Source organism: Ruegeria sp. AM9, assembly GCF_056540565.1.
Window position 1 is genome coordinate 858,876 of record NZ_JBQFWY010000001.1, and the last position, 22,901, is coordinate 881,776.

Consider the following 22,901-nt stretch of genomic DNA (forward strand, 5'->3'; position numbering starts at 1 on the left):
TCAGGCGAGCCCAAGCGTCGTTTTCATGCCACCGATGAAGGCCGCGTCATCCAGAGCCTTGCGGTTGTCCAGCAACTCAACCGCATCGGCCCCGGCGCGATAGCGCAGCGTATCCGTTCCGTCGGTTACCGCATCCCAGATCACTTCAGCCACAACACCGGGCGGCGAGGTGCGTTCAGCCATTTCCTCGGATCCCCAGGTGCTGAACAGGGCCTGCACCACCGGTTGGTATTCGGCCATGCTTTCGTCATTGACGAAATCGAAGGACCGGCCGCCGAAATCCGTGGCGATCAGGCCGGGCTCGACGATCTTGACCTTGATGCCGGCCGCGGCAAGTTCGTAATGCAGCGACTCCGACAGGCCTTCGACCGCGAATTTCGTGCCGTGATACAGCGCCCCAAGCGGGAAGGTGATCTGCCCGCCGATGGATGAGATATTCACGATACAGCCTGCCCCGTTGGCGCGCATATGCGGTAGAACGGCCTTAGTCACGGCCAGTAGACCGACCACGTTGGTATCGAATTGCCGCCGGATGCGATCCATTGGAAAGGCTTCCAACGGCCCATAGGCGCCGTAACCTGCGTTGTTCAGCAAAACATCAATCTGCCCGAACCGCGCAATCCCCTCGGCCACCGCCGCCGTGATCGAGGTCTCGTCGGTGACATCCAGCCGTGTCACCAGCACGTTTTCCAACTGCGTCAACTCAGTTTCCCTCTCGGGGCTGCGCATGGTAGCGATGACGTTCCAGCCTTGCTTCTGAAACAGCTCCGCCGTGACTTTGCCGATGCCCGAAGACGCGCCGGTAATGAGGATTGTCTGTGCCATAGTCTTTCTCCGCTGTGAAAAGCCTAACAGTCAGATAGCCCCCGGCGTCGTGACTTGCCTGCCGGATTCTCCGCAAGTTCTGCCTGATTCTCTGAACCTAGGGATTTTTACTGGCAGGTATACACCCTGCACAATATGCTCAACGGGACCAAGAGGCCCGATATGACAGAATTCGATCTGATTAGCGAAATCCGCGAAGCCGTGAGAAACGAGCCGGAAGACGCAGCATATTACCCTACTTTGATAGAGGACTTTGGCCTGCTGCACGACGTCAAGACCAAGTCCATCGAGGCACAGGTTTATGAACCCATCGTCTGCCTGGTTCTACAAGGTAAGAAAGAAACGCGTATCGGCGACCGCTTGGTCCATTTCGGAGCGGGTGACTCTTTGATCGTCAGCCATTCGGTTCCGGTGCTGGCTGCGGTCACTGAAGCGAGCCGCCAGAAACCCTATGTCGGCCTCGTCTTCTCACTCGATTTATCTATCCTTCGGGGTCTTAATGACGAGGTCGGATCCGCCACGGTCAACACAGAGGCGGCCCATAGCCTTGCGGCCTCCAAAGCCTCACCCGATCTGGTCGACGCCATGGCGCGCCTTTTCCGGGCCAGCCAGACCCCGACAGACGCGCAGGTTTTGGCACCGATGATCAGCCGCGAGATCCACTATCGGCTGCTACAGGCCGATCACGGTGGAATGCTGCGCCAGATGTTATGGCGCGACAGTACCGCCAGCCGGGTCGCGCGGGCGATAGACGTCATCCGGGCGGATTTCCGGACCCCTCTGCCCGTGCCCGACCTTGCGCGGACCGCTGGCATGAGCGTTTCGGCCTTTCACGCGCATTTCAAAGCGGTGACCGCCAAGTCACCGCTGCAATACCAAAAAGACCTCAGGTTACTTGAGGCGCGCCGATTATTGTCCCACGGCACGCTGAGCGTGTCGCAGGCGGCCTTTGACGTGGGGTATGAAAGCCCGACCCAGTTCAGCCGGGAATATTCGCGCAAATTCGGCGTGTCCCCGCGACAGGACATCGGAACGCAAAGCGCAGCCTGAACAAAAAAGGCCGCGCAGAACGCGCGGCCTCGGAAATCTGTATGTCGGCGAAGATTAGTTCTTCGCGTAGAATTCGACGACCAGGTTCGGTTCCATCATGACCGGGTAAGGCACATCGCTCAGGCCCGGTGCGCGCACGAAGGTCGCGGTCATTTTCGAGTGGTCGGCGTCGATGTAGTCAGGCACATCGCGCTCGGCCAGAGCAACAGCTTCCAGAACAACAGCCAGCTGCTTGGACTTATCGCGCACTTCGATGATGTCGCCTTCTTTGACACGGTAGCTGGGGATGTTGACCCGCTTGCCGTTCACTTTGACGTGGCCGTGGTTCACGAACTGACGTGCGGCAAAGACGGTCGCGACGAATTTGGCGCGGTAGACCACAGCGTCCAGACGGCGTTCCAGCAGGCCGATCAGGTTTTCACCGGTGTCGCCGTTCACACGCACGGCTTCGGCATAGATGCGGCGGAACTGCTTCTCGGTCAGGTCGCCGTAGTAGCCTTTCAGCTTCTGCTTGGCGCGCAGCTGCAGACCGAAGTCCGATAGTTTGCCCTTGCGGCGCTGACCGTGCTGGCCGGGGCCGTATTCACGACGGTTGATCGGGGATTTCGGACGACCCCAGATGTTCTCGCCCATCCGGCGGTCGATTTTGTACTTGGCAGACGTGCGTTTGGTCACGGCTGATCTCCTTCGTTTAGGTCGAAGGCGCTCCCCTGCTAAGGGAGTAGGTTAGCGCCTACTATGAAGGGCGTTGTCCTCTTGAGGTTTCCCCCATGACAGGCATCCCCTTGCGAGGGCCACCAACACCAATGAAGCCGCGCTTATATCCGCGAAACTGGCAGAGTCAACCGGCCGCACCATGCGACAACGGCTTTTCTGTCAAAAATTTGGGATTTATTCGGCCCTGCGCCCGGCGGTAACCGCAACCCGCAGGTCGGCCCCGCCCATGTCCTGCCTTGCTCGGGCCGGGAATGCGACGACGGTATTCACCAACTCCGAGGACGTGCCGTCTTGAAGTCCGCTTTCCGCAATTTCGCTGATCCAGAATTCCTGATCCCGTTCGGGGCAATCGCCTTCGAACACCAGCATCGGAACCGATTCACCGGCCACCAGGAACAAGGCCGCTGTGAAGGTTTGTGCGCCATTGGTCAAAACAAGCAGACCGCTTGCTTCTTCCGGTAGATTTTCAATTTGAGCGCAATGATCAAGAGTTGCAGCCTTGCTGCCGCCGGCATGTCCGGTCCATTCCACTGCGTGGGCGGCCGTCTCAACCAGATATCGCGCCTGTCCGCGCCAGGACCACGCTGCTCCGACGGACAGAAAGGACAAAGGCGCTGCCTCAAGCCCATCGATTTCCGTCTGACTCCAAAATACTGCCGTTCGACCGTTTTTTCCGGCTCTCATTGTACCCGCCTGCACCTTAAACATTTCACTACTGACTGGGCTTTTCTTATCAACGCAAAATGAGGCGGAAAAGAGACGTTAACGCAACATTAACGAAATTTTTACCTAAACGATTCGGCCATTGACCGTGGCTGCAAAGACACTTGCCAATCTGGTTTTATCTACCGTGTTAGCGGCTGGCGGTCGCAACGGCACCAACCTCAAGATGCTTTGGCTTCTCAAGCCATCCCAAGACCAGTCACAAGCTTACCCAAATAGGCCAGTTGGCCTATAGCAAAGAATGACTGAGAGGATCAAAAATAGAAGTCGCCCGATCCATAAACCGGGCGCCTGCAAGCGGTTGAAAAACCAAGGGGTCACGAGCTTTGAGCGTCACAGCCCCTTCGGGTGGAGGCCAGGTTCTACCGAGCCGCTTCGCGTCGCCTTGTATTTCATTGGCAGTTCTGGAACGATACATAAGGTGACACTTTTTGCGACTGGAGCCCCCTTGTTTTGTGGGGCTTCCTGATAACGCCGACATCTAACTTGCCATTTCCCGACACGTAACTTGCAACTCATCGAACAAATAAGTGCTGCAACACCCAACCCACGGCATTTCTCAATAAATCTCAACCAAATGACGCGTCTTCGCGCCCGAAAATTCCTCTCGGCATTGCCCGACACTGACTGCGTGTAGAATCCAAACCCTTTCGATCGATAGATGAGAAAATTCCGTCACTTACTAAAAGGCATACAGACTGAAATGAGCTTTGCTTGTCGCTAGGTTTCACTCGAAGCATCGTCAACAGCACAGATCGCGTCCAATACCTTCAATACCTCTCTGAGTTCCCGTCTCACGAGCTCGACGCGCTGCATTGCCAAAGTCTCATGACGTCCAGCTAGCTCCAAAACCACGTCCATCACACTATCCGAGTGCTTCATCAAACCAATCAAATGCTCACCACTTGGGCCGTATGAACCGGCTATCCAGTTCTTTGCGGTCCTTTCGCTGACACCTGTCCACTTTATCGTTGCTTTCGCCGCCCGGCCCGCGCCTCCCAGTTCATAGGTCAGCGCAGACCTAACTGCCTCTCGATATTCTACAGCCGAAACTAGATCCTGGCTGCCTCCATGAAAGATGTTGCCCTTTTTATGAAACATGTTTCCGTCTCCCTTCCGATAAGTTCGTGAAAGGAATCGCAGAACAGCTGCGCAAAATTACGAATTTGAATATGGAGGGCCACGTCATTGAGTTGGCCAAATAACAAATCAGACGGAGACAAACGCCGGAACGCAGCCCAGTACGTTCGTATGTCGACCGAGCACCAGCGATACTCAACCGAAAACCAGGCCGACGCCATCCAGCGATATGCGGAAGAACGCGGCTACAAGATAATCCAAACCTATTCTGATGCTGGCAAAAGCGGATTGAGCATTCAAGGACGCGCTGGTCTCTCGCAACTCATCTACGACATCGAAGCAGGTGAGACCGATTTCAAAACAGTTCTCGTCTATGATGTCAGTCGCTGGGGCCGTTTTCAGGATGCGGATGAAAGCGCCTATTATGAGTATATCTGCAAGCGCGCTGGCATTTCTGTTGAGTATTGCGCCGAGCAATTCGAAAACGACGGAAGCCCCGTTTCCACCATTGTGAAAGGCGTCAAGCGCGCGATGGCTGGCGAATACAGTCGCGAGCTGTCGCAAAAGGTCTTTGCAGGACAGCGCCGACTGATTGAGTTGGGCTATCGACAAGGCGGCGCACCTGGGTTCGGGCTGCGGCGCATGTTGATCGATGAAGCCGGTCGTACCAAGGGCATTCTGTCGCGAGGTGAGCACAAGAGTATTCAAACCGACCGGGTTACACTTGTTCCGGGTCCGGCTGATGAAGTCGCTATAGTAAACCAGATCTTCTTGAGGTTTGTGAATGATAGCTGGTCTGAAGCTGAGATTGCGTCAGACCTGAACCGACGCGGCATCCGAACTGATCTGGATCGGGACTGGTCACCAGCGGTTGTACGTCAAATTCTGACCAACGAAAAATACATCGGGAACAATCTCTGGAACCGCCACTCTTTCAAACTCAAGAAACGCCATGTCCAGAACGATCCGGAAAACTGGGTCCGCGCTGTTGGTGCCTTTGAAGCAATTGTTGACGCTAACCTGTTCAACGCTGCCGGAGCAATCATTGCAGCTCGTTCACACGTATTGTCCGACGATGAAATGCTGGATCGGCTAAAGGAGGTTTTGGAAGAAAACGGCTACCTCTCAGGCTTTGTCATCAATGAAGCGCCAAAGCTTCCATCAAGCGGCGCCTACCAGAACAGATTTGGCAGCTTGTTGCGCGCTTACAGCCTCGTCGGCTTCAAACCTGACAGAGATTACCGTTACATTGAGATCAACAGACGATTGCGCAGCCTGCATTCCGACTTCGTCCAGGACATCATCGCCGGGGTCGAAGCCGTTGGCGGAAACGTCGCTCAAAGCCACAATGCAGATACTCTCATCATCAATGACGAGTTCACCGTTTCCATTGTCATCGCACGCTGCATGCAAACAGGCGCGGGCGCGTATCGCTGGAACATTCGCCTGAGCACCGGCCAACTTCCGGACTTGTCCATCGTCGTCAGGATGGGACAGGCCAATACCGCGCCCCTCGACTACTACTTGCTGCCCACCTTTGACATGACCAAATCAAAGCTACGCTTGGCGGAAAACAACGGCTTGTCCCTGGATGCATTCCGCTTCGACAACCTGGCGCATTTCTTCGACATGGCTGCACGTGCGCCGATACTGGAGGTAGCGTGATGAACTACGCACCAGTCGAGCACACTGTTCTTGTTCCCGTCGATGCAATCACTGTGGTCAACCCAAGGCTCAGGAACAAAAAGGTATTCGATGAGATTACCGCGAACATCGCGGAGCTTGGGTTGAAAAGACCCATTACGGTTGCGGCGCGTGAGACTGAAGACGGAGACAAGCCGGTATACGAATTGGTCTGCGGCCAGGGCCGACTGGAAGCATTCAAGGTTCTTGGCCAATCTGAAATCCCGGCAATCGTCATCAATGCCAGCAGCGAAGACTGCCTTGTAATGAGCCTGGTAGAAAATCTGGCGCGCAGGCAGCATCATTCGCTGGATTTGCTCCGAGATATTGGGCGCCTCAAGGAAAAGGGATACTCTGAAGCTGAAATCGCCGCCAAGACCCAGCTGTCCAAGAAGTATGTCCACGGCGTTATTAAGCTTCTGGAAAGTCATGAACATCGCCTGCTGCGTGCAGTGGAGAGCGGTAAAATTCCGGTCAGTGTTGCCGTTGACATTGCGGACGCGGATGACGTCGGCGTGCAACGTGTTCTCCGGCAGGCTTATGAGAAAAAGCTCCTGCGCGGCGGAAGACTCCTTGCAGCCAAGCGTCTTGTTGAAGCGCGCCAGAAACACGGCAAGGGTCGCGCGAACACTGTCGAACGGCCACGCAAGAGTCTATCTGTCGAGACACTGCTTAAGACCTATGAAAACGATGTCGAGAAAAAGAAGGTGCTGCTGAGAAAGGCAGGCGCAACGCGGAGCGAATTGCTTTTTCTGACACAAGCGCTCAAGACGCTGATGGCTGACGAAAACTTCGTCACTTTGCTTCGCGCCGAAGGGTTGGCCAGTCTGCCAAAACAAGTTGCAGACCGCCTAACTCAGCCCGAGGAGGCGCCCGCATGTCGGTGACCCGGGAAGAACAGACGGTTGCAGCTGCTTTTGAGCAGGAGCTGGTAACGCTTCCATTCGAAGAGATCGCGCCACTCTATGTGGTCACCCCGCAAAAGAAGGCCAGCATTAAGTTCAAACAGATCGCTGCATCTGTTCTGGAAATTGGCCTTGTTGAACCTATTGTCGTGTCCCGCGACCCTTACAACGCTGGTCAATATACATTGCTTGATGGTCATCTGCGCCTTGAGGTTTTGAAGGACCAGGGCCAGACACATGCGCGATGTCTTGTCTCCACCGACGATGAAGCCTTCACCTACAACAAACGCATCTCTCGTCTCGCGACCATTCAAGAGCACAAGATGATCCTGAGAGCCCTCTCTCTTGGCGTGCCGGAGGCCCGTCTGGCGAGCGCGCTCAATGTCAACATCAAGACCCTGAAACAGAAGCGCCAGCTTCTGGATGGTATCTGCGACGAGGCGGCGGAACTGTTGAAAGATAAACAAGTGGCTTTGACCGGGTTTCAGATTCTCAAGAAAATGAAGCCGATCCGGCAGATTGAAGCGGCGCAACTCATGGTCGCCATGAACAAGTTCACGATCAACTATGCCCGATCGCTTCTGGCCGCGACGCCCGAAAACCAGTTGGTGTCGGCGGCAACGCCGAAAAAGATCAAGGGCATTTCGCGCGAGCAACTGGAGCTTATGGAGCGCGAGTCTGCCAATCTGGAACGCGAGGTCCGCCTTGTCGAGGACAGCTACGGAGCCGATCATCTCAATTTGGTCCTGACCCGTGGTTACATCGCGAAATTGATGCGCTGCGAGCGGATCACACGTTACATATCGCTGCACCATGACGCGTTCTTACCCGCATTTGAAAAGATCACCGAGAACGAAGCCTTCACATCATGATCTCTCGCGGCTGATTGAAACGGCTATTGGGGACCCGGACCCATCAAGCGCGGGGACCGCAGGAGACGCCGCACTGTGGGGCGGATCGAGTGCGGCGATGGGAAGGACGGCGACCCCGTCGGGGCCCATCATGCCGGGCCAGACGCCCGGCGAAGCGACATCAATCAGTCTGCGCGCGCTTTTTTGTATGGGCGCGCAGACAGCTTTTGGTTGAAGCACGACATCGTAACGAACCGGGAACGTCGCTGAACGGGTGTTATGTAAACCGCCTTCAGGTTGAGTTCAGCCGTTCAGATTTCAAAAATCAGATCTCTGATCCGCGCTGCAGGGTCCGCAATTTCGTCGGGATATCCGAGTGACACATTGATCAGCTGGGTATCGCCAACACTTGAATTTCTAACCCCGTGACAATGCCCGAAGAACCAGCGTTCGGGGCGATGCTTCAGAATAAGCTCACTTAGATCGCTGGCATAGGCGGCAGCAATGTTGCCGTCGTGCTTCTCAAGCACGGAAGGATGAGGCGCATGATGGGTTGCCACGAAGGTTTGGCCGTCAAAATCCTCTGCGAGAGCGCCACTCAGCCAATCGAGTTGATTGCGATGGGCAAATACTAGGTCGGACGGCCTCAGCTTTCGATATCCCTTGGAAGCGACGCGAATGTGCCTAAAGTCATTCATTCGCGCGGAGGCGTGACTTTCGTTGATGGTTCTACCTGCTCCCAACTCAAAGTCGGTCCAAAGTGTCGCACAAAGAACACGTGTGCTGCCAAATACGAGCTGCTTCTTTTGCACATACCCGACCCCAAATGCGGAGGCGATTTGTTCCAGACGGTCCTCGCCATCGAGGCGAAAATCATAGAAGTCGTGGTTGCCTGGGAAAACCGAAACTCTTTCAAGCGGCAGCAGCTTCGATAATCTCTCAAACGCGTACTTCCACCGCACCTTTGGCTTGTTGGTAAGATCGCCCGCAATCAGTAGGTGGTCGAGCCCGCCAATTTGATCCTCGATGCCTTCAAAGGGATCACGGTCGGCATCCACCCAGAAGTCATCGTGCAGGTCCGAAAGGAAAAGCAGTTTCAAAGGCTGCCTCCCGTGTTATTTGAGCTATTCAAGCCCGTTAATTCGTTTCCAGATAGCACGTCTTCACGCCGAAAAAATCTCCCTCGGCACTTTTCCGGCACTGGCAATTCATACAAGCCAGTCCCTTTGATCAGATAGCTGAGATTGCGTGCTGAAATTTGCATTTCCTGGGCCAGATTTCTGAGGCTGATGTAGGTTCCAGAAAACCGTTCAACGCTGGAAATAGTTATATATGAGCGCACCTTTCGAGACTGCCTGCATCGGGTTCGGAACTCATCAAAGTGACCTTCACGCAGCAGAAAGGCCAGTGTTTTCCCACAGACGCCGAAATGCTTCAGAAGCTCTTCCCGTGTCATTGCATCGGTCACTTCCCGATAAGCTGGCAGTGCCTCAAAAACCTCGGCGGGATCGACACGTATAGCATCAAAACCTTGCTCGCCTCCAACCAGACCGACATCCTGAAGTTTCCCGGAAGTCAGCAGTGTTACGACTTCACTGATACTGCAAACAGATTGATTTGCAGCCTTATAGACCGGCACCAGATCCGCGCTTTCTCCCGACAATACGCGAGCGTTTTTACACATCGCGTCCCGCAGGTGTTTCAGTTCATGAAGACAGTACATGTATTGCCCTCTACAGGCTGGATTAACCGGCGCAATCAATCCGGACTCCTGAAGGTTCATCAAGTGCCGCCATGGCAGCCCGAGGAAACTCAACGCATCCTTTGTGAGTACCGAGGAGGACAGCTTTCGAAGCATCTCTTCCGCTGGTTCTGCTTCGATCATGATGGGATCTGACGCTGATATCTCAGCCATAAGACCTGCCGACCTCAGCACATTTGCAAGCTTCACAGGATGTACACCGGTCAGATCGGAGGCGGACGTAAGGGTGTGAAACCTTCGTGTCGCACACACCTCGCCAAGTAGTTTGTCACCCGGGTGTATTACGAAATTCTCAAGAATAACGTCTCTGAGAACGGCCCTGACCATTGGGATTGCGTCACCCATTTTCCCATCCATAAGATGAAAAAACACGCCGAAAGTTTTGCGCAGGCTGGATCGACCGCGTTGCTCTATGAGTTCCTCCAACACGCGTTGCAGAGATTCCGGCCCATTTGAAAGCACTGCAAAGCCAACATCTGCCAGCCTGGCCAGTTCTTGACGACTTAACTGCCTGGCAGATCTGAATCCCTCAATTATGCAACCCAGTCTCTCGCTCGCACGGGACACTGCATAGGCACTGCTGCCCGCCAGCCAAGTACTGTCAGTGTTCCCGGAGAATGAAGCAATAGAGAATTCATCTACTCTGGTTGGAGCATGTGTCAATAGACCAATCAGGGTCTCTTTCCCAATCTGAGCCTGCGACAAACGGGCCGTAAAATCATATGGAAACCAGCCGACCTGCTGCTCTGGCATTGGGACCAGCAACAATCCGTGTTTCGGGCAGGTTCGCACAAAATCAAGATACCAAAACACATCGGGGGGAACATGATACCATTCGCGATCGTCGGCGGCTTCCAGAACGCATTTTGGGCAGATGTACTGGGTTTGAATCTTGATATCTTTGTTCGGAAATATTTGACCTCCAAGAGTACGTGGGGCGCGTGTATTCGTCCGAATGGAGAACCGCGCCAAATTCGCGACGACTATACCCGACAGATCAGAAAGGTGGCTCAGCTCCTCTGGGTCAGCGCGCGAGAGCTTCAAAGCGGAAAGACCCACCAGACTGCAGAATGCCCAGAGACTGGAGCAGCCATTTAAGGCAGCCAACCGAGAGGCGTAAGCCACTGCTGGTTCATTTCGCCCGATTGGAAGAGTTAACCCTAGTCTTGCTCGCCTCATGACAATGCCCAAGGCTTATTGTGCCCCCCCTTTCCTGACCAGCTTCCCTTCCAGAACGACTCGCGTATTGATGCTATTGAAATCGTCCGCAACAAACGGGTTAGCACCATCCACGGCTCCGGTACGATGTCGATAGACCTCTTTGAAATCACCTGTCTCTAGGGTTGTTCTACCGGCGTCGAAGACAAGCTGTATTGCCTCCAGAATAAACTCGAAAACCAGACCAAGCTGCCCCGAGGCAGAGACTATCAGCCTTGCCAAGAAGTCGCTCATCTCCGTGGGCGGCTTAAACTCCAGCTTCGCAGCACTAAGATATTGTGACAGGATGTGTTCAACATCATCCAGGTCGGCTTCTGGTGCCAGATTTTCAAAATGGACGGGCGGAAGCCGCCGTCCAAGCTGAAAGTCACTGTCCAGAATATCGGCCAGAACGGTATTACCTGACAATATAACCGAAACCGGCCAGGTCTCAGATTGGGTCAGGCTCTTGATCGTGTTGATCACGCTGCTCGCTTCACGGCCAGACTGGTTTAGAATGAAGTCCTGAGCCTCGTCAAAATGCAAAAAGAACACCTTGTGCTCGGCGAGATGATGGCGCACCAACTTCCAAAGTTCAGGCGCACTTAGTTTTCCCACAATATCAAACTGCAGGGCTTCCAGTGTTGCGATGCCGGTTGACTTCAGTGTTGCCGGTGAAGGTGTTTCGACCGTTACAAACTCACCGACACGTTCATCGGGCGCGTTTTTGCGCGGCACACAGTAGTTTTGACGAATTTTCTTAAGTGCTTCTGATTTTCCCGCACCAGACTCGCCGATCACTGAGAGTCCCTTCTGCCTCCTGATCTCCCCAAATTTGAGTTCAGCACGCCGCTGCCTGGCCAAGGCAGCAATACGCTGTTCAAGATCAACAAACCGATCATGGCGCACAAACAATTTGCCGAGCTGAACCATGCGATCAGCGCTGTTTGCCAGAGTTTCCTCTCTGCTCAAGTCGCTCATTCTCCGCCCTCCAGAGTCCATTTGGGTTTCAGGCCTGACGGCTTTGGAGCTTCGACGATCGGAGACTCTAGATCATTCTCACCCTGTTTGGGTTGACCGGTTGGCATACCGCCAGTGAAAACCTGAGCAACATCAGGAACTGGCTCCGGATCGCGCCATGGGATGACTTCTTCACCATTGAAGAGCTCCTCTTCCAACTGGTTTATGTAATCCGCAGTCAACCTCTTGGGAGTTAGACCCACCAGAGCTGCGGCATCCCCGTTGATCTTTCTGATGGCTGCAATTGCTTTTCGAATGGCTGGCAGGTCGCGTTCAAACTGCGCCTGCCCCTTTCGTTTTTTCGCGAGATTGGCCTCAGCCCATTCCTCGGATGTCACCCCTTCAAGATCAGGAATGGTAGAATATGCCGCAATCCAGTTGTCATCGACGCGCACAACAACCCAACTAATGTCGTAAGGATCAACACGAATATCGACGTCACACATATAGTTGTCGATGAAGAATTTTCTAAGCTTCGGACTTGTATACCGAATCCCATTCACAAGGACACCGGTACCGTCAACCTGACGGGTGATCATCTCTCCAAATGCCGCACGCATCCGGTAGCCGTCCGGCGGCGCAGATGTCCCGACCTCCTTGGTAAGCTCGGCCCATTTGACTGAGGGAGCTACGTACCCGATACCTGCGTGAGGGGTCCGGTGATAGATATCGACAACATACCAAATCAGAATCCGCAGAAGTTGTTCCGGCGTTAAGGCGGCGGTCGAAGCCGGATCAATATCGCCCCGTTCAAAGATATTTCCAAAGGTGCGGCCACTCATCATCGGGGTGATCTTGGTTGAAAAAATCCCAAAGAGCCTTTCATTGACACCCCTAAGAGATGGGGCGGCAGCAGGGTTTCTTTCGTACGCACCGAGCGCTGCAATTGCTGCCGTCTCGAATTGCTCATTAGCAAATTCGCTGCCCTGATCGGAAACGACCGTTGAGAATCCGCCTCCTTCAACCCAATTAAAAGTCGTGCCGACCGCATCAGATATCGTCGTCTTGTCGCGGGTTGCCATCTCAAGGGCACGGACTGTTTCATCTGCACTGCCATTCAGCACAACACGAAGCCCGACAACACAGCGTGTGGCATGATCAATGACAACATAAACCCAGACACGGCTTCTGGGAATTCTCTGTAAAACTTCGGGCGGCAGTTTACTTGATATTCCTGCATCATGAAGCAGAAGCATTACGTCGCCTTTCCAACCGTCCATCTCGAAACGCTCACATGGCAAGAGTGTTTCAAGGCCAGTCGACGAGCAGTTGAAAATGCCTCGTGCGCGATCTATGCCTTCGCGTTCGCATTTTACAAGGAAGGGTGGAAGCTCTGATATATACCGCTCGATCTGCCTGACGCAGGGCCGACCGAGTTGGTTTTGACCCGCCTCAAGACGCGCTTCGTTCATGTCATCGATTGCAAGCTGCGTCTCAAAGGCAACTTCATTTGCATAACGCCTTTCTGGAGACGCATATGCCAGAATCTGAGTATCTATGAACGCATATGTTTCATCACAGAACTTTCGGTTGTGATTGCCTGAATTGCATCTGCCATCCTTGAGACTGAGAGGGTTATAGCCCGACTTCTCATACTTCCTGACCCACCTCATCAGGGTATCAAAGGACGGGCCAAAGGTTACCTCTACAATTTGTCCGGTTTGCCGCTTCTTTTGCTGAAGCGTCCTTCCAATACATCTTTTCATCATTTCGATATCTAATGCAGTGATGAATGGTTTAGCGTTGAGCGGAGTGCGCTTCACTCTCCCCGCATCTTCTTCGGTGAACCATCTTTGAATACAAAACAGCCGGTCTCGGATTTTTTGCTGCTGCCAGAGAGGCTGATCAGCGATCAACTCCTCTGTTCCCAGTGCCCGAAGACGGGCCGAACTCTGGGAATAGTGCCCCGGCCAAATCTTAAAATGCGGAGCCTTTAACAGGTGCCGCAACTTTTCGTGGGATATGGTGTCAAACACCTCGGGATTGTCACTGCAGCGAAGTGTGACGCCGTTAGGACCGTGTGCGAACGCTCGCCACGTTGCTCCGTTGTAGTCCACCTTGTCATGCGGATAGATGCGGAAAATGGGTGCAACTTTCATGCTGCTTCCTCCGCTTTGAAAACAGAGCTGCTAGCGGTTAGCGATCCCGCATTTGCCCGTTGGATTTCACCCCGAAAAACGGCACGAAATGCTGCCCGGAAGCCTCGGCCAGCCAGGTCAGTCTTCCCAGCCAGTGCTCCCAAAGTGGTCGTACCACTCAGGCGATCGATTACTTCGCGGATCGCGTCATCCGCTTCAGGGTCAGGATGCTTTTGAAACTCATGTAGGCGACGTGCATCGGCGACGAGCCACTTCGGGCAGCTCTTTTCCGTGAACAGCGTAACTTGATTGGCAAAGTCAGCTGGCACAAATTCCGCAACCCGCGTTAGCTTGAGTTCCGTTTGTCGTTTAATCGCGATCGCAGACGGCTTGGTTTCAACCAGGACTTTGAAGCCGGATCGGTATTCGATCAGTGCATCGGCTGTGTATTCTGCTTGGCGACCATCCCATTCATAGTATTTCACCGATTTGGGCTGATCCCAGATGTGCACAACATTTGGATCCGCCATTGCGACATAGTGACAAGCCCCCTCTAGGTGGCTTTCAGTTTTTAGAGTCACATATTTTTGCAACTTTGGGCTAAAGTATGGGATACCTCCCCGGCTACTTTGACGTGACCTCTTGCTGAGCTTTCTGGTTCCGTCATTGCCCATTGGAACCCTCACGATTCCCTGAGAGCAATCGACATAGGATTGCCGTGCATCAAGTTCCGATTTCGGGCTAGATTCTTGTTGATCGTCGGCCACAGGGCCAGATTCTGGTGACGACATCATGCGCCTCCTTCATTTTACGTAAAAACAATAGCCAGCGCCGCCGCAGAGCGGCGTCGCAGCTTGACTTTTGGCGTATGAGAAGGGAAGTTCGTCAGAGGTGGCCTAGAAATCTACCTACTGAGAGCCCTCGATCGTCATTGACGAAAGAGGGTTTTCGTCTTCCCGGGGGTTGCTTATTTATTCATCCGGGTTCTCCTTTTTTGGTTTATCCGTGCCAAACAGTTCTTCGACTGACGTCCCGAGCTGTTTCGCAATGAATTCTTGAACCGGTTCTGAACTCCGGCTGCGATGGATCACTTTGCTTACGAGGCTACGTGAGACACCGACGCTCTCGGCCACATCAGCCAGCGCAAGTCCAGCCATCTTGAGCTGGTACTTCAGAGTTTCTGCATCCGTGCGCTGTTCATTCATTGAATCGCGTGCCTCAGAAATCAGCCGTCTTCCCGGTGCACCAGATCTGGTGTCACCTCGTGTACACAATACGATCCCAGGTGAGGCACACAAGATAAATCAAGTGCAAAACCGAAATTAATATTATTATTTCAATGGGTTAGTTAATATTCAAAACGATTATTAACTTATTGCATCTGCGCCTGCGACTTTTGCGACCCCTCGTAAATCCGCTTGGCTCTAATGCTCTGAAATTTGACCAAAGCCCAAATAGCGTGCAGGCACCGCATCGGTAAGCCAAACACCATTGTCGGCGCGGAAAAACTCAAACCCGTCGTCAAACATCCGCTGAGCTTCAACGCGCAACACAACCGGCCGACCATGGCGCTGCCCGACACGTTCAGCGGTATCCGGATCAAGAGACAGATGAACCTGCTGACGATTCCCTGGCAACAGACCATTTGAAAAGATCGCATCCAAGTTCGCGCTGGCCGTTCCATGATACAACTCGCATGGAGGCTGCTGAGGCTTCAAACCAAGATCTACCTCAATCGAATGACCTTGTGCCGCTCTGATACGTTTTCCGTCCTCAGACAGAGTAAAGCGTTTCTTGTCGCTGGTATCGACAATCTCAATAAGCTCATCATGGCTGAGTTTCCGACCGGATTTCTTAAGCTTTCGCAGCAACTCGTCAACGCGAGCCCATCCATGCGTATCGAGCTGAAGATCAATTTCTTCAGGTTTGTGCCGAAGCACCAGACTTAGAAATTTGCTCTCTTTACTCATGTTAAGCACAAATACACTTTTGTTTGTTGCCCTATACTAACGACTCAACCTCTTAGGAAGTACGCTGGCCAGTGATCAAGCTATATCTTCTCAAGAATTCAGTTCACTGAATTGCAACGTAAGGAATGTCTGAACTCGAAAAGCGCATAATATTTGAATTCAGTGCGGTCATCGGAGCCAGTGTGGAAACTAATCTGTGGAAGAAGGAAACCACTTTTTGAACGACCCATACCTGCCATTCATCTGGTTGGATCACCGCAACGCTGCAGCCTGTCGGACCGGACTTTCGCTGCGGAAAGGTATAAGTGAACTCACGGACTAGGGCAAAATCCGCCTTCGCCGCAAATTTGCCAATGTCCAGATCGGCGAACTCGCCCAAAATGATCTTTTTCGCAGTAAGGACGCCCCCCCCTCAAAGTACATGGTAAAAAGGGGGAAGAGCCCTAAATTCACTGTCGGCGTCGGAAAAATCGGTTAAACAACACCCAGAACAATATGGTTTGGAATTGCGATGCCCTCAGTTTTCTTCTCTTACAGCCATGCAGACGAGGCGCTTCGCGACCAGCTCGAAAAGCAACTGGCCATCTTGAAACGCCAAGGCTTGATAGAAACATGGCACGACCGGCGGATTGATCCTGGCCAAGAGTTTGGCGGCGAGATCAACACTCACGTTGAGAACGATGACATCATACTTCTTTTGATCAGTTCTGATTTTCTTGCATCTGAATATTGCTACGAAAAGGAGATGTTGCGGGCGATTGAGAGGCATGAACGTAAGGAAGCAATCGTCATTCCAGTTATCTTGCGTGATTGTCTTTGGCACGACACTCCGTTTGGCAAAATTCTCGGAGTTCCAACCGACGGAAAGCCAGTCACGCAGTGGCCTGATAGAGATCAAGCCTTTCGGGAGGTTGCTCAAGCTGTTCAGAAAGCTGCAAAGCGACTCGGTGGTTCAGCGCAATCCCAAGCTTTATCTGAAGCCACTCATCAGTTTTCAACTTCGACGACCGAGCCCAGAATTAGATCAAGCAATCTCAGAGTATCCAAATCGTTCACAGACCGTGATCGTGACGTCTTTCTGCATGAAGCGTTCAACTACATGGCCAAATATTTTGAGAATTCGTTGACCGAACTTGCATCTCGCAATCCAGAGATCGAAGGGACCTTTAGGCGTATCGACGCCAACAGGTTCACGGCAGTTTGTTATCGCGGCGGCGAAAAAGTCAGCGCTTGTACTATTTTTATGGGGTCAGGGCATTTTGGTGGAATTGCCTACTCAGGGAGCGAGAACGCTTCCACCAATGGCTATAACGAGCAGCTTACGGTAGAAGCTGACGATCAGGCCTTGTTTTTGAAAAGTCTTGGAATGGGGTTTGGTCGCCAAGAGGGTGTTAAGCTAACATTTGAAGGTGGAGCTTCACTTTACTGGGACTTGTTGATCGAACAACTGCAGTAGGATTCCTAGTTATGGCAATATTTCAATCAAGACTGCGAAACCTGCTTAGAGTGGTTGTGGCGGAAGATCACGGGAGCTAGGCCAGTCTCAGGATCAGTCTCGCCGAGGACAATTTTCCAAGATTTAAACACTGCTTCAACGGGCGATCTATTGGAAACGGTGCCAGTCAGTGGAATGTTGATCTTTCTCTTCATGGGGCTGTGAGACTGAGACGCGCACAAACCATAGACACCATTCCACATAACTATGTCGCCAATTTCGGGGGAGGCATAAACTCCCATTTGGATATCGCCAGTTGGGTCGATAACTAGTTTCCAGTCCTGACCATAAGAAAGGCAGAGGTCAGGTCTGTGTTCCACATAGTGAATACTGAACAGATCATTGCCCTGGTCATGCATTGTAGCGAATCCAAGATCCTCCTCGAGTTTGACAACAAGCATGGCCAATTCCGCCCCTCTGCCAAAGTTGCAGAAACCGATTTCTCCCACTTCAAAGTCGGCCATGGGTTTGAGGGTTGTTGAAAAGAGAACGTCCATTGGGTCACCTAAGTTGGCTGTATGTTGTATTAGAAATCTGCATCTTTTCACGAGGATGATGCTAAACGCCTGCTCGCGTCATCCTAGCGCACATTCAAAGCACTGAAACTTAGATTTATTGGGCAAGTATATCCGGTCTGAAACAGTCATGCATCCCGCCGTTCGCCGCCGCAGCGCAACTGCCGCATAGCGGACATTTACCACATCGGCCTATCCAGGACCTCTGAAACGCAGGATCTTGCCGGTTTACCCTGCGAGAATGGTTGCCTCAGGAACTCGATCCGGCTGGTGGCTCAGCAATCCCTGCATTACAGATAACGCGGGTAAAAATGCTTCTTTATAGCCCATAGAATGCCAGTCGATGTTTTCGCGAGCTCCCAGGCGGTCCTGGTGGAGCAAATCGCGAACGGACTTGGCGACTGCTATACTGGCTTCTAGTTCTAGGCTACCGTCTTCATCGAAGTGCTCGACCAATGCGGCAATCCATTGCTTTGTAGAAACGCGCTTTCCTGTGGATCCATCATCGCCCTGATCCGTTAGATAGTAAATTGAACCCAGCCCTTCACAAACTGAGAACGTGCCGACACAGAATTCGAAGGTCATGATTTGAGAATAGGGCTCGAACAAGACTGATCGCCCAGCGAGACGTTCGCCATGTGGAATGAGGAGCCCGGCTTTCATCTCGAGTCCAACTATGGTGCGTTTCAAGTTAGAACTAAGTCGGCGACAGACCTCTTCATGAGCTTCTTTGGGAATAACAGACAATAGCCAAGGCTCCCATTCCGAGGACGTCGAGTTTGCCGTGAATCCTGTCGCTTCGTCTGAAAAATCATCTAAATAAAACACTACTTTCTTTACCCTCACTTTCAATAGGATTTTCGTCGATCTCTCAAGTCCTTCCAAGACGATCTTGTGAGGCGCTCACGAGCCAATTCCAGCTCTCGGTAGTGGCAATTCCGTAGCCGCTGCCCGCTTCCACATGGGCATCGAGCGTGTCCCTTCATATTTCTTTGAGACAAGATGGCCAACGCTCGATCTACCTGAACATTTGGGATATCGCTCAGCATTTTCATCACTGCTTGATCTAGCCCTTTTTTGTCATGGTCACGCTGACCGAAAGGCCATTCCCCAGTCATCTCAAATATCGACTGGCTGACAAAGTATGAATGGAGCGGCCCGACAAGAAAGTCCTCGAAGCCAACGTTAGGTTTCCCGCAAAGCCATTCTTCCCAAACACACAAACAGCAATTGCCAGGCTTTGGATAGATGTGGCGGTCTGCAGTTCTGGGTATACGATCGCCGGTTTCCCAAACGAATGGCTCCGTCAGTGGAAAACCAACCGGTAGTACAGCGGAGATTTTGAAAAAATCAAACGGCCCGTCATCGCCTGTGCAAATAAGATTTCCACTGATGCAGATGCTTTCTTTGACGAGGCTTGAAGAAAGCTCTGGCTGAAGACGACGAAGCACAGCATCGACGTGCTCGCGATACTCATCACCGTTCTCAGGGGTCAGTGTTTTGTCGAAGCCCATGGACTTGTTCCACGCCCGCTAGATCGAATACCATCTACGGCCGAGGCCGCCCTGCGAATTTTCTCTTCGGCGGAAAGAGACTTTGTAGCAAGCGATGTATGCGCAGTTGCCGCTACCGTTGATGCACCGAGCAAAGCTGGAGCGGCGAGCGCTGATGCTTTCGATTTTTCGTTCTTGTACCGATCAGAGAAAAACGTTGTGTCAAAGACCTTGTCCCAACATTTTAGCGCCCTTTCGCGCGTGCAATCAGGTTCAAACAGCGGTTGCAGGTCGCCCAAAGCGCTCTCGAGTTTTTCGAGAAAAAACTTCGCCTTGGCGTCCTCGGGACCGTTTGTAAGCCAACCATTTGGCGTAACAGGATGTTTGATTTCCAGATCCCAAAGGAGACGAGAGCGAATAGCCCTCATGGTATTGTACATTGCAACGTCTTCGCGCGTCGAAGAGGCTGAGAATTTCTCAGTTGTCAGTACGGAAATAGCGAAACCGCTAAGTGTTCTGCTCCCCCAGCTCGCTCGACTTTTTGCAAATTTTTTCAAGTTGCGGTTGATGCGGCGCATTTGAGTACCGTCCAAGCTAAACTTGCGCTTGTCTTCATACCAATTGGTGACATCGCGCGCGTCAGAGCGAACCCAGGTTGAGCCTGAAGCGAGTTCATAGTAAACGATCTCGTTTCCAAAAATGTCTTCGTCGACTATCTTTCGATATACGGGTTGATCAACGTGGTACCCGGCATCGTAATAGACACGCACACAGTTTTGGCGCACTTCGGGTGCTGTCTTGAATGACCCATCATCGACAGCATCCCGCGCCATCTCTCGGGCTTGCCTTGGTGACATTTCGCCACCTCTAGGTCCGACCAAGTTTTCCTTACGGAAGTAGATGCCGTCGTCGATATCGTAGTCCAGGTCGGGATTCCAGACCATCGTTCTCATCGCGTAGCTACCTTGGCTCACGAACTCCAACGGAGCAGGTTTACCAGCGTCCTTGAGGCCTTTCTTGACGCGGTTTCGGTTGCTGTTGCGGCGGTCCCGCATCTTATCTTGGTCCTTTTGGGGGAGGGTCACTCGATCATTGTGAAAGGCTCGCACGTCTTTTGCGCAATCAAACATTTTCCACCTCACTTCTGACGCGCATAGACGCGAGCCAACTGTCTTCTGTTCTAAGTTCGGGCACATCCACAAAAATCTTTTTGATGCGTATGCCATCTGGGTTATTGTCATCGTCACACGCACTTTTTGTGAGATCCGCATCAATGTGTGCCTGCTGAATCAAGCGTTCTCTCGCAATTTTTCGTGTGTCATCGAGCCCCAAGAAATCCATCATGGATGCGGGAACTGGTTTTTGCGGGAAGCGGATGGTTTTTACCTCCCTCCCCAGCTCAGTGAATGAATTAGCGAGCATTCTCGCCATATCGTCGAACGCGCTTTCCTGAGCTGCTATGCCCAACGGAGCCACTTTAGCGCCCATCCACCATTCAAAAATGGTTCTGTGCGCTTCCTCGCCTTCTACGTGCTCTCCTTCTGGCCGAGGGCAAGTGCCTAGGGAAAAAAGTTCAATCGGCTGATCAGGTGCTGCGTTTCGAATTGCGTCAATTAACCCGACCAGAACGGGATTATTTGCCCAAAGCCCACCGTCGGCAAAGACCTCTTTTCCACCCGCGCCGCCGCTTGGGTTGTCAATTGCGGCCAGGGACCGGTAGATCGGTGCGGCACTAGTAGCAAGGCAAACATCGACCAGTGGATAGTTGTCGTCTCGAACGCCACTTTTGAGAGTCTTTTTGAACACCCAAGCTTTGTGAGTGTTCATTCGAATTGCGGGTACGGCTAGGGATATCCCCCTGCCGTTATAAACGTCAGACATAGTAATGTTGCCGAGCACTTCGGATAAAGCAAGCTTCAAGCGCGCCTCGCCATGTTCAAGCGACTTACGTCCCTTCAATCCGTGTTTGATCGCACTGAGAGGTCCAGTAATCCGGTTTTGAAATATGTCGCTGCCATGATTTGAGTAAAGCTCTATGACTTTGCTCATTGGTATACCCGCCGCGAGGCCGACACCGACAATGGCACCTGTGCTGGTCCCAACGATTAGATCGAAACCCAGACCAACATCGAGGGCTGAGAGACCGCGGAGACGAGCATACTGGTCAGACAAGCGCTCCAGGAACGCCGCAGTGTATATCCCGCGCATTCCTCCACCGTCCAAACACAATACACGATACGGTTTCACAGCCACCATTTCTTCGACCTTTGTGCGCACAAGTTGCTACTTCTCTCGTACCGTGGTTCCAGGGTGGGTTTTCCCGTATTTTGCGCTCACAAAACGGCCGCTTACGGCGCTTCTGTAGCTGCCGCCGGTCGATCCACTTTTGCCCGGTGCCTCTTTCACAGTCGTCCGCGGATGCGATTTTCCGTATGCCTTCGTGACGTACCGGCCCGATTTCGCGCTGCGGTATCCTCCCCCGCTTTTTCCCCTACCTGCCATCGGATGTCCCTTTCTGCTGAATTGCCCGATTCTTTAAGTATTGAGGTGATCATGATTGGGAATCATATTGTTGTCAATTCAAACAATATAATGTTTATATTACAAACAAATGTTTAATATATTGACAAAGCGATGTCGATATAAGTAACTAGAGGCATGTCAAAAGACGCTATTTATCAAGCGTTCGGACGCGCTGTTGCAATCCGAAGAAAACAGCAGGGCAAAATGACCCAGCTGGATCTCGCTCAAAAAACCGGACTGTCCCGCGCGTCTATCGCGAACATTGAGCGCGGGCAGCAGAATGTCGGCCTGCACCATCTTTATGCGATTGCGAGAGCCTTGGAGATGACCAAGGTCTCTGATCTGTTGCCGCCACTCGGCATCGGCCGTGAAAGGGAGGAAGAAACTACCATGGAAACCAACGAAATTTTGTCGGAGGCCAGCAAAGCAACTCTCGAACAAATGATCCGTAATGCGCGCCTGCACGTCAAGAAGCAGAGTAGCGACAGATGACTGGCCCTAAGCAACATGCAATTGAAGCTGCGAAAAAGGTTTTGGAAGAATGCGGCATTAAACGAGCCCCGATTCCAATAGAACGGATCATCAAGTCCAGAGGTATAGTGCTCGATTACGAGCCCCTAGATGAAGAATTGTCGGGAATGGCTTTTATCGAAGACGGCATATCTATCATTGGCGTGAATGCCCTGCATCACCCCAATCGACAAAGGTTCTCTGCGGCGCACGAGCTCGCCCATCATATCCTCCATGAAGAAGAACTTCGTGGAAAAATTCATGTATCAAAAGGGTTGCGAGCGCTAAAGAGAGACTCTGTGTCTTCGCAGGGCATCGATCCATTGGAAGTCCAAGCAAATGCATTCGCATCCGCACTTCTTATGCCAGAAGAGCTTCTGTTGGAGGCTTGTGATAGGGACGGTTTAGACCTCGACGACGAGGCCAGCGTTGAGAGACTGGCCAAAAAATTTCGTGTCAGCGTATCAGCGATGAATTACCGACTGGCCAGCCTCATGTGATAAT

General features: G+C 52.5%; 24 protein-coding genes. 7 read left to right on the forward strand and 17 right to left on the reverse strand.

Features of this window, described 5'->3' with window-relative positions; genetic code table 11:
- Entirely contained in the window at positions 1-825 is an 825-nt protein-coding gene (locus ACR0DO_RS04375) for an SDR family oxidoreductase (RefSeq protein WP_480556881.1), read from the reverse strand.
- 162 nt (positions 826-987) lie between these two features.
- On the opposite strand from ACR0DO_RS04375, the gene ACR0DO_RS04380 reads away from it, so the two are divergent.
- The gene (locus ACR0DO_RS04380; RefSeq protein WP_480556882.1) at positions 988-1,875 is read left to right on the forward strand and encodes an AraC family transcriptional regulator; all 888 of its coding nucleotides are present in this window, start codon (positions 988-990) and stop codon (positions 1,873-1,875) included.
- A gap of 54 nt (positions 1,876-1,929) precedes the next feature.
- Here the strand turns inward: ACR0DO_RS04380 and rpsD are convergent, their stop codons facing one another.
- The 3 genes from rpsD to ACR0DO_RS04395 all read right to left on the reverse strand — a co-directional run bounded on the left by rpsD (position 1,930) and on the right by ACR0DO_RS04395 (position 4,416).
- Positions 1,930-2,550: a 30S ribosomal protein S4 gene (rpsD, locus tag ACR0DO_RS04385; protein ID WP_170440727.1), complete on the reverse strand. Its 621-nt coding sequence runs from the start codon at positions 2,548-2,550 to the stop codon at positions 1,930-1,932.
- Positions 2,551-2,766: 216 nt separating this feature from the next.
- Positions 2,767-3,024, reverse strand: coding sequence for a hypothetical protein (locus ACR0DO_RS04390; RefSeq protein WP_480556883.1), 258 nt, complete (start codon positions 3,022-3,024; stop codon positions 2,767-2,769).
- 1,011 nt (positions 3,025-4,035) lie between these two features.
- A complete protein-coding gene (locus ACR0DO_RS04395; protein ID WP_480556884.1) occupies positions 4,036-4,416 on the reverse strand; it encodes a hypothetical protein in 381 nt (126 codons plus the stop codon).
- 87 nt (positions 4,417-4,503) lie between these two features.
- Here ACR0DO_RS04395 and ACR0DO_RS04400 point away from each other — a divergent pair, with 87 nt between their 5' ends.
- The 3 genes from ACR0DO_RS04400 to ACR0DO_RS04410 are packed head-to-tail and all read left to right on the forward strand — an operon-like array spanning position 4,504 to position 7,855.
- The gene (locus ACR0DO_RS04400; protein ID WP_480556885.1) at positions 4,504-6,060 is read left to right on the forward strand and encodes a recombinase family protein; all 1,557 of its coding nucleotides are present in this window, start codon (positions 4,504-4,506) and stop codon (positions 6,058-6,060) included.
- Positions 6,060-6,965, forward strand: coding sequence for a plasmid partitioning protein RepB C-terminal domain-containing protein (locus tag ACR0DO_RS04405; protein ID WP_480556886.1), 906 nt, complete (start codon positions 6,060-6,062; stop codon positions 6,963-6,965). Before ACR0DO_RS04400 ends, ACR0DO_RS04405 begins: the two co-directional genes overlap by 1 nt.
- Complete coding sequence (locus tag ACR0DO_RS04410) at positions 6,956-7,855, forward strand: plasmid partitioning protein RepB C-terminal domain-containing protein (RefSeq protein ID WP_480556887.1); 900 nt, start codon at positions 6,956-6,958, stop codon at positions 7,853-7,855. Before ACR0DO_RS04405 ends, ACR0DO_RS04410 begins: the two co-directional genes overlap by 10 nt.
- Before the next feature lie 290 nt (positions 7,856-8,145).
- On the opposite strand, the gene ACR0DO_RS04415 is transcribed toward ACR0DO_RS04410, so the two are convergent.
- From ACR0DO_RS04415 to ACR0DO_RS04450, 8 genes are all read right to left on the reverse strand, one after another.
- Entirely contained in the window at positions 8,146-8,934 is a 789-nt protein-coding gene (locus ACR0DO_RS04415; RefSeq protein ID WP_480556888.1) for a metallophosphoesterase, read from the reverse strand.
- The gene (locus tag ACR0DO_RS04420) at positions 8,931-10,775 is read right to left on the reverse strand and encodes a TniQ family protein (protein ID WP_480556889.1); all 1,845 of its coding nucleotides are present in this window, start codon (positions 10,773-10,775) and stop codon (positions 8,931-8,933) included. The genes ACR0DO_RS04415 and ACR0DO_RS04420 overlap by 4 nt, the downstream gene beginning before the upstream one ends.
- A gap of 15 nt (positions 10,776-10,790) precedes the next feature.
- The gene (locus tag ACR0DO_RS04425) at positions 10,791-11,774 is read right to left on the reverse strand and encodes a TniB family NTP-binding protein (RefSeq protein WP_480556890.1); all 984 of its coding nucleotides are present in this window, start codon (positions 11,772-11,774) and stop codon (positions 10,791-10,793) included.
- Entirely contained in the window at positions 11,771-13,912 is a 2,142-nt protein-coding gene (locus tag ACR0DO_RS04430) for a transposase (RefSeq protein WP_480556891.1), read from the reverse strand. Before ACR0DO_RS04430 ends, ACR0DO_RS04425 begins: the two co-directional genes overlap by 4 nt.
- A complete protein-coding gene (locus tag ACR0DO_RS04435) occupies positions 13,909-14,682 on the reverse strand; it encodes a hypothetical protein (RefSeq protein ID WP_480556892.1) in 774 nt (257 codons plus the stop codon). Before ACR0DO_RS04435 ends, ACR0DO_RS04430 begins: the two co-directional genes overlap by 4 nt.
- Positions 14,683-14,862: 180 nt before the next feature.
- Complete coding sequence (locus ACR0DO_RS04440; RefSeq protein ID WP_480556893.1) at positions 14,863-15,096, reverse strand: helix-turn-helix domain-containing protein; 234 nt, start codon at positions 15,094-15,096, stop codon at positions 14,863-14,865.
- Between the two features lie 219 nt (positions 15,097-15,315).
- A complete protein-coding gene (locus ACR0DO_RS04445) occupies positions 15,316-15,861 on the reverse strand; it encodes an RNA 2'-phosphotransferase (protein WP_480556894.1) in 546 nt (181 codons plus the stop codon).
- A gap of 103 nt (positions 15,862-15,964) precedes the next feature.
- On the reverse strand, positions 15,965-16,240 hold the full coding sequence (locus ACR0DO_RS04450) for a hypothetical protein (RefSeq protein ID WP_480556895.1): 276 nt from the start codon (positions 16,238-16,240) through the stop codon (positions 15,965-15,967).
- Positions 16,241-16,372: 132 nt separating this feature from the next.
- Here ACR0DO_RS04450 and ACR0DO_RS04455 point away from each other — a divergent pair, with 132 nt between their 5' ends.
- The gene (locus ACR0DO_RS04455) at positions 16,373-17,317 is read left to right on the forward strand and encodes a toll/interleukin-1 receptor domain-containing protein (protein WP_480556896.1); all 945 of its coding nucleotides are present in this window, start codon (positions 16,373-16,375) and stop codon (positions 17,315-17,317) included.
- A gap of 26 nt (positions 17,318-17,343) precedes the next feature.
- Here the strand turns inward: ACR0DO_RS04455 and ACR0DO_RS04460 are convergent, their stop codons facing one another.
- From ACR0DO_RS04460 to ACR0DO_RS04480, 5 genes are all read right to left on the reverse strand, one after another.
- Entirely contained in the window at positions 17,344-17,820 is a 477-nt protein-coding gene (locus ACR0DO_RS04460) for a hypothetical protein (RefSeq protein ID WP_480556897.1), read from the reverse strand.
- Between the two features lie 279 nt (positions 17,821-18,099).
- Positions 18,100-18,717, reverse strand: coding sequence for a hypothetical protein (locus ACR0DO_RS04465; RefSeq protein ID WP_480556898.1), 618 nt, complete (start codon positions 18,715-18,717; stop codon positions 18,100-18,102).
- 2 nt (positions 18,718-18,719) lie between these two features.
- The gene (locus ACR0DO_RS04470; RefSeq protein ID WP_480556899.1) at positions 18,720-19,385 is read right to left on the reverse strand and encodes an SEC-C metal-binding domain-containing protein; all 666 of its coding nucleotides are present in this window, start codon (positions 19,383-19,385) and stop codon (positions 18,720-18,722) included.
- Entirely contained in the window at positions 19,364-20,449 is a 1,086-nt protein-coding gene (locus ACR0DO_RS04475) for a cyclic GMP-AMP synthase DncV-like nucleotidyltransferase (protein WP_480556900.1), read from the reverse strand. Before ACR0DO_RS04475 ends, ACR0DO_RS04470 begins: the two co-directional genes overlap by 22 nt.
- 37 nt (positions 20,450-20,486) lie before the next feature.
- Complete coding sequence (locus ACR0DO_RS04480; RefSeq protein WP_480556901.1) at positions 20,487-21,620, reverse strand: patatin-like phospholipase family protein; 1,134 nt, start codon at positions 21,618-21,620, stop codon at positions 20,487-20,489.
- A gap of 402 nt (positions 21,621-22,022) precedes the next feature.
- Here ACR0DO_RS04480 and ACR0DO_RS04485 point away from each other — a divergent pair, with 402 nt between their 5' ends.
- Positions 22,023-22,379 carry a helix-turn-helix domain-containing protein gene (locus ACR0DO_RS04485; protein ID WP_170663139.1) on the forward strand — a complete coding sequence of 119 codons (357 nt, stop codon included), beginning with the start codon at positions 22,023-22,025 and terminating at the stop codon, positions 22,377-22,379.
- Complete coding sequence (locus ACR0DO_RS04490) at positions 22,376-22,897, forward strand: ImmA/IrrE family metallo-endopeptidase (RefSeq protein ID WP_480556902.1); 522 nt, start codon at positions 22,376-22,378, stop codon at positions 22,895-22,897. Before ACR0DO_RS04485 ends, ACR0DO_RS04490 begins: the two co-directional genes overlap by 4 nt.
- Positions 22,898-22,901 lie beyond the last annotated feature (4 nt).